The sequence below is a fragment of the Streptomyces sp. NPDC057900 genome (assembly GCF_042887885.1).
GTDB lineage: Bacteria > Actinomycetota > Actinomycetes > Streptomycetales > Streptomycetaceae > Streptomyces.
Map to the genome: position 1 here is coordinate 50,101 of NZ_JBHVOI010000014.1, position 14,710 is coordinate 64,810.

At 71.3% G+C, this 14,710-nt stretch carries 11 protein-coding genes; 2 read left to right on the plus strand and 9 right to left on the minus strand.

The window, feature by feature from the left end:
* Positions 1-33: 33 nt before the first annotated feature.
* On the minus strand, positions 34-1,596 hold the full coding sequence (locus ACFVQ0_RS32545; protein ID WP_390092797.1) for a PucR family transcriptional regulator: 1,563 nt from the start codon (positions 1,594-1,596) through the stop codon (positions 34-36).
* Between the two features lie 134 nt (positions 1,597-1,730).
* Positions 1,731-4,220 (minus strand): ATP/GTP-binding protein, encoded by a 2,490-nt coding sequence (locus tag ACFVQ0_RS32550; RefSeq protein ID WP_390092798.1) that lies wholly within the window; start codon positions 4,218-4,220, stop codon positions 1,731-1,733.
* A gap of 258 nt (positions 4,221-4,478) precedes the next feature.
* Here ACFVQ0_RS32550 and gabT point away from each other — a divergent pair, with 258 nt between their 5' ends.
* Positions 4,479-5,819 carry a 4-aminobutyrate--2-oxoglutarate transaminase gene (gabT, locus tag ACFVQ0_RS32555; RefSeq protein WP_390092799.1) on the plus strand — a complete coding sequence of 447 codons (1,341 nt, stop codon included), beginning with the start codon at positions 4,479-4,481 and terminating at the stop codon, positions 5,817-5,819.
* A gap of 147 nt (positions 5,820-5,966) precedes the next feature.
* On the plus strand, positions 5,967-6,782 hold the full coding sequence (locus ACFVQ0_RS32560) for a phosphatase PAP2 family protein (protein WP_390092800.1): 816 nt from the start codon (positions 5,967-5,969) through the stop codon (positions 6,780-6,782).
* On the opposite strand, the gene ACFVQ0_RS32565 is transcribed toward ACFVQ0_RS32560, so the two are convergent.
* From ACFVQ0_RS32565 to ACFVQ0_RS32595, 7 genes are all read right to left on the minus strand, one after another.
* Complete coding sequence (locus tag ACFVQ0_RS32565; RefSeq protein WP_390092801.1) at positions 6,733-8,562, minus strand: chitinase; 1,830 nt, start codon at positions 8,560-8,562, stop codon at positions 6,733-6,735. The two genes, ACFVQ0_RS32560 and ACFVQ0_RS32565, sit on opposite strands and share 50 nt — an antisense overlap.
* 172 nt (positions 8,563-8,734) lie before the next feature.
* Complete coding sequence (locus tag ACFVQ0_RS32570; RefSeq protein ID WP_390092802.1) at positions 8,735-9,511, minus strand: glycoside hydrolase; 777 nt, start codon at positions 9,509-9,511, stop codon at positions 8,735-8,737.
* A 298-nt stretch (positions 9,512-9,809) separates the two neighbouring features.
* Positions 9,810-10,271: a hypothetical protein gene (locus tag ACFVQ0_RS32575; RefSeq protein WP_390092803.1), complete on the minus strand. Its 462-nt coding sequence runs from the start codon at positions 10,269-10,271 to the stop codon at positions 9,810-9,812.
* Positions 10,272-10,396: 125 nt separating this feature from the next.
* On the minus strand, positions 10,397-11,812 hold the full coding sequence (locus tag ACFVQ0_RS32580; protein ID WP_390092804.1) for an NAD(P)/FAD-dependent oxidoreductase: 1,416 nt from the start codon (positions 11,810-11,812) through the stop codon (positions 10,397-10,399).
* 23 nt (positions 11,813-11,835) lie between these two features.
* Entirely contained in the window at positions 11,836-12,639 is an 804-nt protein-coding gene (locus ACFVQ0_RS32585; protein ID WP_073739146.1) for an ABC transporter permease, read from the minus strand.
* The gene (locus ACFVQ0_RS32590; protein ID WP_390092805.1) at positions 12,639-13,565 is read right to left on the minus strand and encodes an ABC transporter permease; all 927 of its coding nucleotides are present in this window, start codon (positions 13,563-13,565) and stop codon (positions 12,639-12,641) included. The genes ACFVQ0_RS32585 and ACFVQ0_RS32590 overlap by 1 nt, the downstream gene beginning before the upstream one ends.
* Positions 13,562-14,710, minus strand: a complete 1,149-nt coding sequence (locus ACFVQ0_RS32595; protein WP_390092806.1) for an ABC transporter ATP-binding protein — start codon at positions 14,708-14,710, stop codon at positions 13,562-13,564. Before ACFVQ0_RS32595 ends, ACFVQ0_RS32590 begins: the two co-directional genes overlap by 4 nt.

Here is a 14,710-nt window from a genome sequence, read left to right on the forward strand (position 1 = left end):
GTGCGCCGGTTTGTCGCAGGTGGACCGGTGTTTCTACGGCGTCGGCGGGCTGGTGACCTTGAGGGCCAGCCAGAGCTCCATCCGGCTGTCCGGATCGTCCAGCGAGCGGCCGAGGATCTCCTCCACCCGCCGCATCCGGTAGCGCAGGGTGTGCCGGTGCACCCCGAGGTCCGCCGCGGCGGCGTCCCACTGGCCGTGGTGGGAGAGCCAGGCCCGCAGCGAGGCGACCAGATCGCCGCGGCCCTTGGTGTCGTGTTCGTACAGGGCGCGGAGCATGGCGTCCGCGAAGGCGCGCACCGCGTCGTCGGCGAGCAGCGGGAGCACGGAGCCGGTCGCCAGCTCCTCGTGCTCGACCAGCGCCCTGCCCCGTCGGCGGGCCACGGAGAGGGCCTGCTCCGCCTGCTTGTACGCGGCCGAGACGGCGATCGGGCCCGCGGGGGCGGAGAGGCCGACGACGACGTGGCTCTCGTCCGCCGGTTCGTGCGCCGGGCGTTCCTCCTGGGTCTCGGCGTAGGCGGTGCAGGCGGCGACGGCGGCGCCGCCGTCGGCGGCCAGGACGACCAGGCGTTCGCCCTCGGGCACCATCAGCACGGTCTCGCCCGACCGGGAGGCGGCGGTCTCCATCGCCTCGGCCAGCTGGGCCGTGGTGGAGGATTCGGGCGCCTCCGCGATGAGCAGCCGGAACGGCGCGTCCAGCAGCCCGCCGTAGAGGTCTCCGGCGACGGCGCGCGCGTGGTCGGGCTGGCCGGCGAGGAGCATGCGCAGCACCGCGGCGCCGAGTCGTTGTTCGGCGCCCTGGAGCGCGCGGGAGCGGGCGGTGATGAGGGTGAGCAGGGCGACCGCCGAGTGCACGGCGTACCGCTCCGCAGTGCCGAGGGCGGCCCCGGTGCCGACGGCCAGCGCGCCTCTGGCCCGGCGTCCGGTGCCCAGGGACTGGAGCTCGACCCGGTCGTCGCTGCCGCCGACGACCACGCTGGCGGGGGCCGGGCGGTCCCGCAGGCGCTCCACGTCGGGGGTGAGCCGGGCGGCGCGGCGGGCGGCCCAGTCGGGGGCGGCTGCCACGACGGCTCCGGAGACGTCGTACAGCGCGGCCCAGCCGTCGACGTGGGCGGCGAGCCGGGTGAGGAGTTCGCCGGGGCCGTCCCCGGCGAGCGCCGCCCTGGTGAGTTCGCGCTGCGCGTCGAAACCGGCGGTGACGGCCCGGTACTGGTCGGCGGCGATCTCGGAGGAGACGGCCTTGGCGATGGCGATGAACGGGGTGCGGCGGGGCACTTCGAGGAGCGGCAGCCCCGCTTCCTCCGCGGCCTCGATCAGTGCCCCCGGCACCTCGTCGTAGTTGACGCCGACGGCGAAGCCCACGCCGACGACCCCGGACCCGGCCAGCCGTCGCACGTACCGCCGCATGCCCTCCGGGCTCTCGGCGTCGAGGTTGGTCGCGGTGACCAGCAGCAGCTCGCCGCCCTCCATGTAGCGCACGGGGTCGGCCAGCTCACTGGCGTGCGCCCAGCGCACGGGCGTGTCGAGCCGGTCCGCCCCCGCACGGACCGTGAGTTTCAGCGCCGAGTGCTGGACGAGCGAGGCGAGCGTGGGCGGCATGGGACGGGCGACCTTTGGGAGGGGGCGTCTGGGAGGGGGCGTCGATTGCGCCGTCGCGTATGAACGGCTGCCATCGATTCTGCCAGGGCGGCAGGGTTCCCGTAACCGCTGCCGCCTCTGCTGTACCTCCGGCCTCAGGCGCCCAGTCTCATCAGGAGCGGGGGCGCGTGCCGGCCGTCGACCGTGGTGAGGGAGATGACCGCGTGGCCGGCCGCGACCTCGTAGGCGAGCCCGGAGGCGGACCAGCGTTCGCGTTCGACCTGGCGGACGGTCACGGCGTCGGTGGTCACGGCCTTGCCGGTGGCCAGCTTCCGCAGGGCGTGCAGGGCGCGGGTGAGCGGCTGGTCGGCGAAGACGCCGTGCTGGGCGACCTCCCTGACCTCCACCCACTCCTTGCCCCACGCCTCGGCGAAGCGTTTGCCGTCCCAGGTGGAGACGCCCGCGAAGGCCATGGTGCAGCCGACGGACCCGAGCAGGGCGGTGTGCAGCGCCTCCGGCACGTCGTCCAGGGTCCGCAGCGCGAGGACCGCCCCCGCGTTGACGGACCGCAGGCGCCGGATGCCCCGGACGGTCTGGGCGGTGACGGTGTGGGTGGCGTCGTCCAGGACCAGGCAGACGAACAGGGAGCGGTCGGAGCGGGCCGCGGTGATCGCGTTGAACTGGGCGAGAATGAGACGGGCCAGTACGTGGGACGCCTCGGCGTGGGCGCGCTCCGGGAGATCGATGCGGACCCGCAGCGGGTGCTGTTCCAGGGAACGGAGCGAGAACGGCCGGGCGTCCTCCCCGGTCGAGAAGAAGGCGGCGAAGGCCGGCCGGTCGAGCACGGCGATCCGGTCGGCGAGGACGGCGGCCGGATCCCCCGCCCCGCCCGCCTGCCGGGCGCGGGCGTCCAGTTCGCGCAGCATCGTGTGCTCGCCGCCCGCCTCCAGGGCCTGGCGCAGGGCGGTCAGGGCGGTGACGGAGCCCTCAAGGAGTTCGCGGAGTTCGGGGACGCCGGGGAACCGGCCGTGGACGGTGCGGTAGGGGCCGAGGAGCTGGCCGAGAACGGTGCCCGCGCGCCTGCTGTCCAGGCCGGGGAGGTCACCGGCCAGCCCTTCCGCGAGGGTGGCCGCGGCCTCGTCGGGGTCGGTGGTGCCGCCGTACAGGTCGAAGTCGTGCATGGAGGCGGGGTCACCGATCCGGACGACGACGTCGTAGGCGTCGTCCGGTCCCAGCTGCGCGCCCGCCCCGCCGACGGCGAGCACCGCGGCCCGGCCGGTGAGCGCCCCGATGGCGAGGGACTCGATGACCGGCCGGACCACCGCGGCCGTCTTGCCCGAGCCGGGCGGGCCCACGGCCAGCAGCGAGGTGCCCAGCGACGCGGGCTCCAGGGCCAGGCCGGAACCCCGGCGCGGATAGGGGTTGCGCGGGTCGTCCGCGCAGTCCCCGATCCGGACCTGGCCGGTCAGCGGGTCGTGCGGGGCGGTGCGCAGCGGCAGATCGCGGTCGCCCGAGGGGTGCGGGTAGGCGGCCGGGCCCTTGCGCAGCACGGTCTCCGTGAAGGCTTCGAGGCGGTCCGCACGGGTCCGGGCGAGGGCCCAGGCGTGCCGCAGCCGTACGCAGTCCACATCGTTCATCCGGCCGGCGCGCACGGCGGCCGTCAGCGCCTGGGCGGCATCCGTGCGGCCCGCGGCCCGCAGCTCGGGCCACTCCGCCGGGGCGGGCCCTGTCTGCACGGGGGCCGTCCGGGGACGCTCGGGCGCGGGGTCGCCGCGCCCGGGGAGGGGGCGCAGCTTCGCCGGCAGGAGGGGACCCAGCTCCTTCGACCACTCGCCGATCCGGGCGAAGGGCCAGATGATCAGGGCGGCCGCCGCGGCGTAGAGGATCCAGGAGATCAGCACGGCCAGGTACTTGTTGCCGCCGCCCTGCTGGATGCCCTGGGGAATGATGGAGTACAGCAGGCCCACCAGCGGCACGCGTTGGCTGAAGTAGAGCCACAGGGCCAGCGCCGCCGCCATCACCGTGGCCACCGCTCTGGCCCGGCCCAGCCGTTCCCCCGCGTAGTGGTGGAAGAGCCCTGCCCAGTTGCCGATCCGGGCGGCCCAGAAGCCCAGGAGGACGACCAGGGCCTGGTAGTAGAGCGTGGTGGAGATTTCGACGAGGGGCGGCGCGCCGGCCCTGAGGGTTCCGAAGGTCCACCATTCGGGACCGGTGATGATCTCGATCGGCTTGAACACGTAGGGGATGTTCCGCTGGTCGAGCAGCAGCCAGAGCAGCAGCCACAGCACCAGGGTGGCCGCCGGCCCCACCAGGGAGGGCCTGGACAGCCGCTCGGCGGGCCGGGGCACGTAGGCGTAGCGCCACACGCCGGGATCGCTGTCGGGGCGCGGCGCGTTCAGCCAGTCCTCGGTGGGCGTCCCCGTCCCGACGGGGCGGTGGGGGCCGGGCGGCATCGCGGCGGACGGCTTCACCGAGGGCGGCGCCGCAGGCGGAAACACCGGTGGGGCCGTCGGCGGTGGGCCCGGCGGCCGGGCGGGAGGCGGTCCCGCCGGGTGCGGCACGGAGCCTGCGGGGCGGCCCGCGCGGCCGTCGGGCGGCTGCGCGCCCCACGTGCCCCGGGTGCCGTGCGTGCCTTCGTTGTCCATGAACCGTTGCCCCCTGACCAGCCAGGTCCGACCCCTGCACGGCCAATCTAGTGCGCGGACACGGGGAGTTCAGCAACGCGCCCGGATACTGACGGAGCGGGGGCCGTCGTGCGCCCCGTACCGCCTTCTGTCCTTCGCGGACAAGGACACGCCCGCCACCACTCCCGATCGGAGCATGCCCGCTCCCCGCCCCCGCACCTAGCCTGCAGAAACAGAAGCGTCCCAGACACAACGCCCGAAGCACCCCAGGAGCCCCGCATGACCGCAATTCCGCAGGAGCGCCGCGTCGTCACCGCCATTCCCGGTCCGAAGTCGGTGGAGCTGCAGGCCCGCCGTCTCGCGACGGTCGCCGCAGGAGTGGGCTCCACCCTGCCGGTGTTCACCGCCCGCGCCGGTGGCGGGATCATCGAGGACGTGGACGGCAACCGGCTGATCGACTTCGGCTCCGGTATCGCCGTGACGTCGGTCGGCGCCTCCGCAGAAGCAGTGGTGCGGCGCGCGTCCGCGCAGCTCGCGGACTTCACCCACACCTGTTTCATGGTCACCCCGTACGAGGGGTACGTGGAGGTCTGCGAGCAGCTCGCCGAGCTGACGCCGGGCGACCACGCGAAGAAGTCCGCGCTGTTCAACTCGGGCGCGGAGGCCGTCGAGAACGCGGTGAAGATCGCCCGTGCGTACACCAAGCGCACCGCCGTCGTCGTCTTCGACCACGGCTACCACGGCCGGACCAACCTCACCATGGGCATGACGGCGAAGAACATGCCGTACAAGCAGGGCTTCGGCCCGTTCGCGCCCGAGGTCTACCGCGTCCCGGTGGCGTACGGCTACCGCTGGCCGACCGGCGCGGAGAACGCCGGCGCCGAGGCGTCCGCGCAGGCCATCGACGAGATCACCAAGCAGATCGGCGCGGACAACGTCGCCGCGATCATCATCGAGCCTGTGCTCGGCGAGGGCGGCTTCATCGAGCCGGCCAAGGGCTTCCTGCCGGCGATCGCGCGGTTCGCCAAGGACAACGGCATCGTGTTCGTCGCGGACGAGATCCAGTCCGGCTTCTGCCGTACCGGCCAGTGGTTCGCCTGCGAGGACGAGGGCATCGTGCCCGACCTGATCACCACCGCCAAGGGCATCGCGGGCGGGCTGCCGCTCTCCGCCGTGACCGGCCGCGCCGAGATCATGGACGCGGCGCACGCGGGCGGCCTCGGTGGTACGTACGGCGGTAACCCGGTCGCCTGCGCGGGCGCGCTCGGCGCGATCGAGACGATGCGCGAGCTGGACCTGAACGGGAAGGCCAAGCGCATCGAGGAGGTCATGAAGGGCCGCCTCGCCGAGATGCGGGCCAAGCTGCCCAACGGCGACATCATCGGTGACATCCGGGGCCGCGGCGCGATGATCGCGATCGAGCTGGTGAAGTCCGGCACGAAGGACCCGAACCCGGAGGCGGCCGCGCGGCTCGCCAAGGCCTGCCACGCCGAGGGCGTGCTGGTGCTCACCTGCGGAACGTACGGCAACGTCCTGCGCTTCCTGCCGCCGCTGGTGATCGGCGAGGACCTGCTGACCGAGGGCCTCGACGTCATCGAGCAGGCGTTCGCCGGGGTCTGACCGGTGCGGGCCGCCGGAGCGGCGCGGTGTTTCCTCCGGGGATGCCCGGCGCCCGGGTGAGGGCCTGTGAAGAAGGTGTGCGGGGGCGATGGCGGGATAACGTTCCCGCTGTCGGACCCCCCACCGCCTGACGTACGGTTTGCGCAGATGAGAGAAACACCCCGCCCGCAGGGGACTGCCGGCGACACCGGGTCGGAGCTCCCCCGGCACCGCCCTGGTTGTGCCTTCGCGCACACCACTGGAGCCTCCGGCTCCGGAACTCCTCACCGATCGGATGGCCGCCCGCCCCACACCCCCCGGGGCGCGCGGCACACCGGTCCGACCGTCCGTCCCGGAACAACCCCCCCTGTTCCGGGACGGACGGCTCTTCTCATTTCCGTGGTGTCCGGCCTGCTGGCCCTGTTCGCGCTCACCACCTGGCAGATCGCGGCCGACGGCCCACTGCGGAGCCTCGACGAGCGCACCGGCCGGGCACTGGTGGGCCACGGTCCGGCCGGGCTCACCGAATTCCTCGCGGATCTCGGCAACACGCAGGTCGCGCTCCCGGTGCTGGCCTTCGCGATCGTCTGGTCGCTGGTGCGCGGCGCGCGCCGGGCCCCGGTCACGGCGGCGCTCACCATGGCCGCGGTGCCGCTGTTCGTCGTCCCGCTCAAGGACTGGATCGCCCGCCCCGGACCGCTGACGGACGCCACCGGCTACTACCCCTCCGGTCACGCGGCGACCGCGGCGGTGGCGTACGGGGCCGCGGCGCTGCTGCTCGCCCCGTACCCGAGGCGCTCATGGATGATGCCCGTCGCCGCCGTCCTGCTGACGGCGGCGACGGGCATCGGTCTGGTGCTGCGCGGCTACCACTGGCCGCTGGACGTGCTGGGCAGCTGGTTCCTGTGCGGGCTGCTGCTGGTCCCGCTGTGGCTCAGCCGCCGAAGTAGGCGTCGAAGTTCTTCGAGAACTCCCAGTTGTTGAAGCGGTCCCAGTTGATCGACCAGGTCATCAGTCCGCGCAGTCCGGACCAGGTGCCGTGGGTGGCGTACGAGCCGCAGTCGGTCTTCTTCGTCAGGCAGTTCAGCGCCTTGGTGACCTCGGCGGGCGAGGTGTGGCCGTTGCCCGCCTGGGTGGAGGCCGGCAGGCCGATCGAGACCTGGTCGGGGCGGAGCCCCGGGAAGATCTTGGTCTGGTCGCCCGCCACCGGGAAGCCGGTCAGCAGCATGTCGGTCATCGCGATGTGGAAGTCGGCGCCGCCCATCGAGTGGTACTGGTTGTCCAGGCCCATGATGGAGCCCGAGTTGTAGTCCTGGACGTGCAGCAGGGTGAGGTCGTCGCGCAGGGCGTGGATCACCGGGAGGTAGGCGCCGGCGCGCGGGTCCTGGCCGCCCCAGGGACCGGAGCCGTAGTACTGGTAGCCGAGCTGCACGAAGAAGGTCTCGGGGGCCATGGTGAGGACGAACTTCTCGCCGTACTTGGCCTTGAGCGACTTGACCGCGGAGATCAGGTTGACGATGACCGGCGTGGTGGGGCTGCGGAAGTCGGTGTCGCCGGTGTTCAGGGAGAGCGAGTGGCCCTCGAAGTCGATGTCGAGTCCGTCCAGACCGTACTCGTCGATGATCTTGCTGACCGAGGAGACGAAGGTGTCACGGGCGGCGGTGGTGGCGAGCTGCACCTGTCCGTTCTGGCCGCCGATGGAGATCAGCACCTTCTTGCCCTTGGCCTGCTTGGCCTTGATGGCCGCCTTGAACTCGTCCGCCGACTCGACGTTGGGGCACTCGGCGACCGGGCAGAGCGAGAACCGGATGTCGCCGGAGGTGACGGAGGTGGGTTCGCCGAAGGCCAGGTCGATGACGTCCCAGGAGTCGGGCACGTCCGCCATCCGGGTGTAGCCGGAACCGTTGGCGAAGCTGGAGTGCAGATAGCCGACGAGGGCGTGGGCCGGCAGGTCGGAGCCGCTCTCTCCCCCGCTGCCGCCCGCCGGGGTGGTGGCGGTGACGGCGGCCGACTTGGCGGACTCCCCCGCGGCGTTGGTGGCGGCGACCTGGAAGCTGTACGCGGTCGAGGCGGTGAGGCCGGTCACGGTAGCGGAGGTACCGGTGGTGGAGAGAACCTTCGTGCCACCCCGGTAGACGTTGTAACCGGTGGCGCCGGTGGCGGCCGTCCACGACAGCGGGACCGAGGACGCGGTGGCGGTGCCCGCCTTGAGGCCCGCCGGTACCGCCGGGAGGGCGACCGGGTCACCGCCGGGGCCGACGAGGCTGAGGTCGTCGGCGTAGTACGCGGGGGTGCCGTACCAGCCGTGCGTGTACACCTTGACCGAGGTGGTGGAGGCGCCGGTCTTGAACGTGGTGGTGAGCTTCTGCCAGGCCCCGGCGGACTGCGTCCAGGTGGACACGTCCGTCGTGCCGGTGCCCTCCGCGCCCAGGTAGACGTAGCTGCCCTGCACCCAGGTGCTCAGCGTGTACGTGGAGTCGGGCTTGACCGTGACGGCCTGGGAGCACTTGGCGTAGTCGCTGCCGGCCGGGGTCGCCTTCAGCGCCGAGGTACCGCCGTGCACGGGCGTGCTGACGGTGGCTCCGCTGCCGCCCGTACAGCTCCAGCCGTCCAGACCGGCCTCGAAGTTTCCGTTGCGGGCCAGATCGGCGTCGGCAGCGGCGGCGCTCGGCGCGGCGGCGGCCAGGCCGCCCGCTGCCAGCAGGGTGGCCGTGAGGGCGGCCAGCAGTCCGGTAATGCGGGCAGGGGGTCCCGTACGTTCCACAACGGCCTCCGTGCAGGGGGGAATCGGGTGGCCACAACATGGTCCAGACCAATCAGGTTGTCAAGACCTCTGGCACCGAAGCCCTCGTTCCCGCCCGCACGCACTCACCCCCGGCCCGTCCCCTTCGCGTACCGCGGTGCGCGAAGGGGACGGGGCCACCGGCCGCCTCGGGTCAGTTGAAGGCCGCGGAGAACCTCGTGACGGCCAGGCCCGCACCGTTCTCCCACGGTTCGAACCCCGCCTGGACGCTGGTGAGGTACCAGTCGGGCGTGGCCAGGCCCTCCGATATGGCCCCGTTGACGAAGTCCTTCACGTCGAAGCTCAGATCCGTCAGAGCCGAGGGGGCGACGTAGGAGATGACGTCGTTGCCGCCGTTGTTCCCCTTCCAGACGTCCCAGGTCTGTCCGGCGAGGGTGGCGACGCCCGTCTTGGAGCCGATCGGCTGGATGGGGCCGACCCTGTTCAGCCAGATCATGATCTCGGTCCGGTTGACCCCGTCCGTCTTCGGCGTCGGGTCCAGCCAGATGTCGTACGCGGCGTCATAGACGGCGCCGTCGGTGTACCTGTACGCGATCTCGCTGGGCGCGCTCCCGATCGCACTGACCTGCTTGGGCAGCACGGTGCCCGGCGAGCAGTTGGTGTAGTGGCAGCCCGCGTAGATCGACGGGTACGACTTGGGGGCACCGCCCGTGGACACGGAGCCGTCGGCCGTCGTGAGTTCGAAGCCGTCGCCGACCTGGTTGACGCACTGCGGGGCGGTGGTGCCCCAGGCGTTGTTCTGCACGACGTAGCCGCCGGGGGTGGTGGCCGACCCGAACTGTTCGCAGGTCTGCGCATCGGCGCCGGCCGGGGCGGCCGTGGCGGTCACGGCGACGAGCGATCCGGCAGCCAGGGCGAGCGCGGCGGCCAGGGTACGGATGCGGTGCGCACGGTGGGGCGTGGCAGTCACGGTAGTTCCTTCCGTTGGGCAGGTGTGGGGGTGGATCGTGGGGGTTCAGCGAAGCTTGGGAGCGCTCCCAAGCTTCGCTGCAACGGAACCCTACGAACCCCTCGCCCCCGCAACAACGTGTCACCCGTCAATGGCGTGAACTCACCCTTGGACGCGCGTAATCGACGCCGCGTGCACGCGCCGCCAGGAGCCGGACGCCTCCCCTGACCCGAGGCGAGCAGGCACGCCACGCGGACGATCAGCAGTCCGGGGCACCTCGATTTTCGGCCAGGAGCCTTCCGGAGAACGGCCGCCCTTCCTACTCCCGGCCCTCCCCCGCCGCGGCCCCGCCCACGGCCTCGTGCATCGCCAGTTCCAGCAGCGTGGCGTCGGTGAGCGTGCCCGATCCGTCCGGCGGGATCAGCCACCGCATGCCACCGGCGACCCGCCCCGGGTAGGGCGCCACGATCCAGGTCCCCTGGCCCGCGCCCCGCACCCCCGTCCCGATCCACCGGTCCGTGGTGCCCGGCGGCACGAAGAACCCCATGCGGGCGTCACCGAAGCCGGCCAGCACCGGTCCCGGCCGGTCGATGAGCCGGGTGAGCACGTCGAGCGTCGGGTAGCCCAGCTCTCCCGGGAGGATCAGCACGTCCCAGCGCCGGCCGGCGGGCAGGAGCGCGATCCCCCGGGGATTGCGCTCCCACTCCCACCGGCAGGCGTCCGGGTCCGGTGCCACCGACACAAGCCACTCGACCGCTGCCCTGACCCCCGAGCCAGCCATGACCCGCCTCCGTTCGGTATCGCACCCACATCGAGTCGCGGGTGCGTTCACCGGAGAGAGGGCGGTGACGGCGATCCATTACGCGGGTTCGGCTACCAACCGGTAGTGAGCTGGGTCACGCCGGCTCAGCTGTCGAAGCCGAGCCCCAGCCGGTCCATCGTGCGCAGCCACAGATTGCGGTGGCCGCCGTTGTCGTCGGCCCGCGCCAGGGAGCGCTTCGTCAGCTCGATCCCGGCCCACGCGAAGGGCTCCGGCGGGAACGGCATCGGCTTGCCGCGCACCATCTCCAGCGCGGTCCGCTCCGTCTCGTCACCGGCCAACAGGTCGAGCATCACCTCGGCGCCGAACCGGGTGGCCCCGACGCCGAGTCCGGTGTATCCGGCGGCATAGGCGACCCGGCCCCGGTGAGCGGTGCCGAAGAAAGCGGAGAACCGGGAACAGGTGTCGATCGCGCCGCCCCAGGCATGCGTGAATCGGACTCCGGCCAATTGCGGGAAGCATTCGAAGAACTGTCCGGCGAGCTTCAGGAACGTTTCCGGCCGCTGGTCGAGCGCGGCGCTCAGCCGGCCCCCGTACGGATAGATCGCGTCGTATCCGCCCCACAGGATGCGGTTGTCCGCGGAGAGCCGGAAGTAATGGAACTGGTTGGCGCTGTCGCCCAGTCCCTGCCGGTTCTTCCAGCCGATGGCGGCGAGCTGGTCCTCGGTCAGCGGCTCCGTCATCAGCGCGTAGTCGTAGACCGGGACGGTGTACGGGCGCACCCGCTTCACCAGCGAGGGGAAGATGTTGGTGCCGAGCGCGACGTGGCGGGCGAGCACCCTTCCGCCCGGCGTCCGGACCGCCATTCCGGTTCCGGTTCTGGCCAGCTCCAGGCCCCGGGTGTGCTCGTAGATCCGGACACCCAGGTCCAGACAGGCCTGCTTCAGGCCCCAGGCGAGCTTGGCGGGGTGCAGCATCGCGACCCCGCGGCGGTCCCAGAGGCCGCCCAGGAATGTCGGTGAGTCGACATGGGCGCGCAGCGCGTCACCGTCCAGGAACTCGACGCCGCCGAAGCCGCGCCGCTCCAGCTCCTGGTGCCATTCCCGCAGCTCTTCGAGCTGGTGGGGCTGGGTGGCGACATCGATCTCCCCGGTGCGCTCGAATTCGCAGTCGATGCCGTAGCGGGCGACCGCCTCCTCGATGGCGTCGAGGTTGCGGGCGCCCAGCTCCTCCAGCTTCTCGATCTCGTCCGGCCAGCGCTCCAGGCCGTTGGGCAGGCCGTGGGTGAGGGAGGCGGCGCAGAATCCGCCGTTGCGGCCCGAGGCGGCCCAGCCCGTCTCGCGCCCCTCGATCAGTACGACATCGCGTTCCGGTTCGCGCTCCTTGGCGAGCAGCGCGGTCCACAGTCCGCTGTAGCCGGCGCCGATGACGAGGAGGTCGCAGTGCTCGTCGCCGGTGAGCGCGGGGAGCGCCTCTGGCCTGCCGGGGTCGTCCAGCCAGAACGACAGCGGCTTGGCGCCGGCGATTGACTGGGCGGCGGCACTCATGGCAACTGGGGCCATGTTTTCCAACTCCTTAGAGACTTTCAGGGTCGTGCGTTGTTCTTCCGCCGGTTCGCTATCAGCTGGCCGGCGAGAACCACCAGTACCGCAATGATGAACATCGCCGTACCGATGACGTTGATCTGCACGGGCGTGCCGCGCTGTGCCGATCCCCAGACGAACATGGGGAAGGTCACGGTCGAGCCCGCGTTGAAATTGGTGATGATGAAATCGTCGAAGGAGAGCGCGAACGCGAGCAGCGCTCCCGCGGCGATTCCGGGGGCGGCGATCGGCAGCGTCACCCGTACGAAGGTCTGCACGGGCCCGGCGTACAGATCGCGGGCCGCCTCCTCCAGCCTGGGGTCCATCGACATGACCCGCGCCTTGACCGCCGTCACCACGAAGCTGAGGCAGAACATGATGTGCGCGATGAGGATCGTCCAGAAGCCCAGCTGCGCGCCCATGTTGAGGAACAGGGTGAGCAGGGACGCGGCCATGACGACCTCGGGCATCGCCATCGGCAGGAAGATCAGCGAGTTGATCGCGCCGCGCGCCCGGAATCGGTAGCGGACCAGGGCGAACGCGATCATCGTGCCGAGCACGGTCGCGCCGACCGTGGCCCAGACGGCGATCTGGAGGGAGAGCGAGAGCGAGCCGCACATGTCGGCGACGCCGCAGGGGTCCTTCCAGGCGTCCAGCGAGAAGCGCTGCCAGGAGTAGTTGAAGCGCCCGTTGGGCTTGTTGAAGGAGAACACCATCACGACGATGTTCGGCAGGATCATGTAGGCGAGGGTCAGCAGACCCGCGATGACGATCAGATGGCGTCGCAGCCAGCGCAGTACGGGCATCAGACCAGGTCCTCCGTCCCGGAGCGGCGGATGTAGACAGTGACCGCGATCAGTACGACCGCCATCAGGATGAAGGAGAGCGCGGCCGCCGTCGGATAGTCGAGGACGCGCAGGAACTGGGTCTGGATGACGCTGCCGACCATCTTGGTGTCGGTGGAGCCCAGCAGTTCCGCGTTCACGTAGTCACCGCTGGCCGGGATGAAGGTCAGCAGGGTGCCGGAGACGACGCCCGGCATGGAGAGCGGGAACGTCACCTTCCGGAAGGTGGTGGCGGGGGTGGCGTACAGGTCCCCGGCCGCTTCGTGCAGCCGGCCGTCGATCCGCTCCAGGGAGGTGTAGAGCGGCAGGATCATGAACGGCAGGAAGTTGTACGTGAGCCCGCAGACCACGGCCATCGGAGTGGCCAGCACCCGGTTGGACTCGGTCCAGCCGAGCCAGCTGGTGACGTCGAGGACGTGCAGGGTGTTCAGTACGTCGACGACCGCGCCGCCGTCCGCGAGGATCGTCTTCCAGGCGAGCGTGCGGATCAGGAAGCTGGTGAAGAACGGCGCGATGACCAGCACCAGCACCAGGTTGCGCCAGCGCCCGGCCTTGAACGCGATGAGATAGGCCAGCGGGTAGCCGAGCAGCAGGCAGAGGATCGTGGCGGTGCCCGCGTACAGCAGGGACCGGACGAACTGCGGGTAGTAGTCGCTCAGCGCGTCCCAGTACGTCTGGAAGTGCCAGGTGACCTCGAACCCCTTCTCCAGGGACCCGGTCTGGACGGACGTCGACCCCTGGTAGATCAGCGGCAGCGCGAAGAAGACGACGAGCCAGAGGATGCCGGGGAGCAGCAGCCAGTAGGGGACGAGGCGCTTGCGGGTGGAGGGCTTGCGCACCTTCGGCTCCTCGGCGGGAGCGGGTGGCGCCTCCTGGGTGACGCTCACGCCGCGTCCTCCACCGTCTCCACACCCGCGGCGATGTCCTGGTCGGCGTCGAGGCCGAAGGTGTGCGCCGGGTTCCAGTGCAGGACGACCTCGGCCCCCGGGGTGAGCCTGGAGTCGCGCTCGATGTTCTGCTCGTACACCTGGAGCGACTTTCCGGCCGGGCTCTCCACCACGTACTGCGTGGAGACGCCGATGAAGCTGGAGTCGGCGATCCGGCCGGTGACCCGGTTGCGGCCCTCCGCTATCGCGTCCGCGTCGTCGCGGTGCGCGAGGGAGATCTTCTCGGGGCGGATGCCCAGGAGGAGTTTGCCGCCCTTCGCGGCCGGCACGGGACATCGGTCGCTGGGCAGCCGCAGCTTGCCACCACTGGCCGATACGACGATGTCGGTGCCGGTGGAGACGACCTCGCCCTCGATGAGGTTCGAGGTGCCGAGGAAGTTGGCGACGAACGTCGTCCGGGGGTTCTCGTAGAGATCGGCGGGGTCGCCCAGCTGCTCGACCCGGCCCGCGTTCATCACCGCGACGGTGTCGGCCATGGTCATGGCCTCCTCCTGGTCGTGGGTGACGTGGACGAAGGTGATCCCGACCTCGGTCTGGATGCGCTTGAGTTCGAGCTGCATCTGGCGGCGCAGCTTGAGGTCGAGGGCGCCGAGCGGCTCGTCGAGGAGCAGCACCTGGGGGTGGTTGATCAGGGCGCGGGCGACGGCGACGCGCTGTTGCTGGCCGCCGGAGAGCTGGTGCGGTTTGCGCCGGGCGAAGTCGCCGAGCTGGACGAGCTCCAGCATGTCGTCGACCTGCTTCTTGACCGACTTGATGCCGCGCCGGCGTAGTCCGAAGGCGACGTTCTCCGTGATGTCGAGGTGCGGGAAGAGCGCGTAGCTCTGGAAGACGGTGTTGACGGGCCGCTTGTACGGGGGGAGGGCGGTGATGTCGCGGCCGCCGAGCGAGACGGTGCCGGTCGTGGCCTCCTCCAGGCCCGCGATCATCCGCAGGGTGGTGGTCTTGCCGCAGCCGGACGCGCCGAGGAGCGCGAAGAAGGAGCCTTGCGGGACGGTCAGATCGAGCGGTTGGACGGCGGCGAAGGAGCCGTACCTCTTGCTGATCCCGGTGAGGCGGACATCGCCGCCTGTCTGCTGCTGTGTCAT

Coding starts and splice junctions, on each gene's coding strand:
- ACFVQ0_RS32595 (WP_390092806.1), bottom strand. CDS start 14,710: ATGACACAGCAGCAGACAGGCGGCGATGTCCGCCTCACCGGGATCAGC.
- ACFVQ0_RS32575 (WP_390092803.1), bottom strand. CDS start 10,271: ATGGCTGGCTCGGGGGTCAGGGCAGCGGTCGAGTGGCTTGTGTCGGTG.
- gabT (WP_390092799.1), top strand. CDS start 4,479: ATGACCGCAATTCCGCAGGAGCGCCGCGTCGTCACCGCCATTCCCGGT.
- ACFVQ0_RS32560 (WP_390092800.1), top strand. CDS start 5,967: ATGAGAGAAACACCCCGCCCGCAGGGGACTGCCGGCGACACCGGGTCG.
- ACFVQ0_RS32545 (WP_390092797.1), bottom strand. CDS start 1,596: ATGCCGCCCACGCTCGCCTCGCTCGTCCAGCACTCGGCGCTGAAACTC.
- ACFVQ0_RS32585 (WP_073739146.1), bottom strand. CDS start 12,639: ATGCCCGTACTGCGCTGGCTGCGACGCCATCTGATCGTCATCGCGGGT.
- ACFVQ0_RS32550 (WP_390092798.1), bottom strand. CDS start 4,220: ATGGACAACGAAGGCACGCACGGCACCCGGGGCACGTGGGGCGCGCAG.
- ACFVQ0_RS32580 (WP_390092804.1), bottom strand. CDS start 11,812: ATGGCCCCAGTTGCCATGAGTGCCGCCGCCCAGTCAATCGCCGGCGCC.